Raw genomic sequence first — 405 nt, 5'->3', positions numbered from 1 at the left:
ATACTGAAGATATTTACACTTCGGTGTTAAATGCTAAAAACGCAGGTATTAAATCAATCAGTTTAGATTTAATGTATCATTTACCGAAACAGACGATTGAAGATTTTGAACAAAGTTTAGATCTAGCTTTAGATATGGATATTCAACATATTTCGAGTTACGGCTTAATACTTGAACCTAAAACCCAATTTTATAATATGTATAGAAAAGGGTTGCTTAAACTTCCTAATGAGGATTTAGGTGCTGACATGTATCAGTTGTTGATGTCTAAGATAGAACAATCTCCTTTCCATCAATACGAAATATCTAATTTTGCATTAGATGGCCATGAATCAGAACATAATAAGGTTTACTGGTTTAATGAGGAATATTATGGATTTGGAGCAGGTGCAAGTGGTTATGTAG

The 405-nt window shown here is 31.9% G+C and carries 1 pseudogene; it reads left to right on the top strand.

From position 1 onward, the window contains the following. A pseudogene (locus GVJ63_RS22075) lies at positions 1-405 on the top strand (coproporphyrinogen III oxidase); the annotation flags it as partial.

Source organism: Pantoea sp. 18059 (assembly GCF_902706165.1).
GTDB classification, from domain to species: domain Bacteria; phylum Pseudomonadota; class Gammaproteobacteria; order Enterobacterales; family Enterobacteriaceae; genus Pantoea; species Pantoea agglomerans.
Note: the sequence above shows the minus strand (reverse complement) of the source record. Positions and strands in the feature narration are given on the sequence as shown.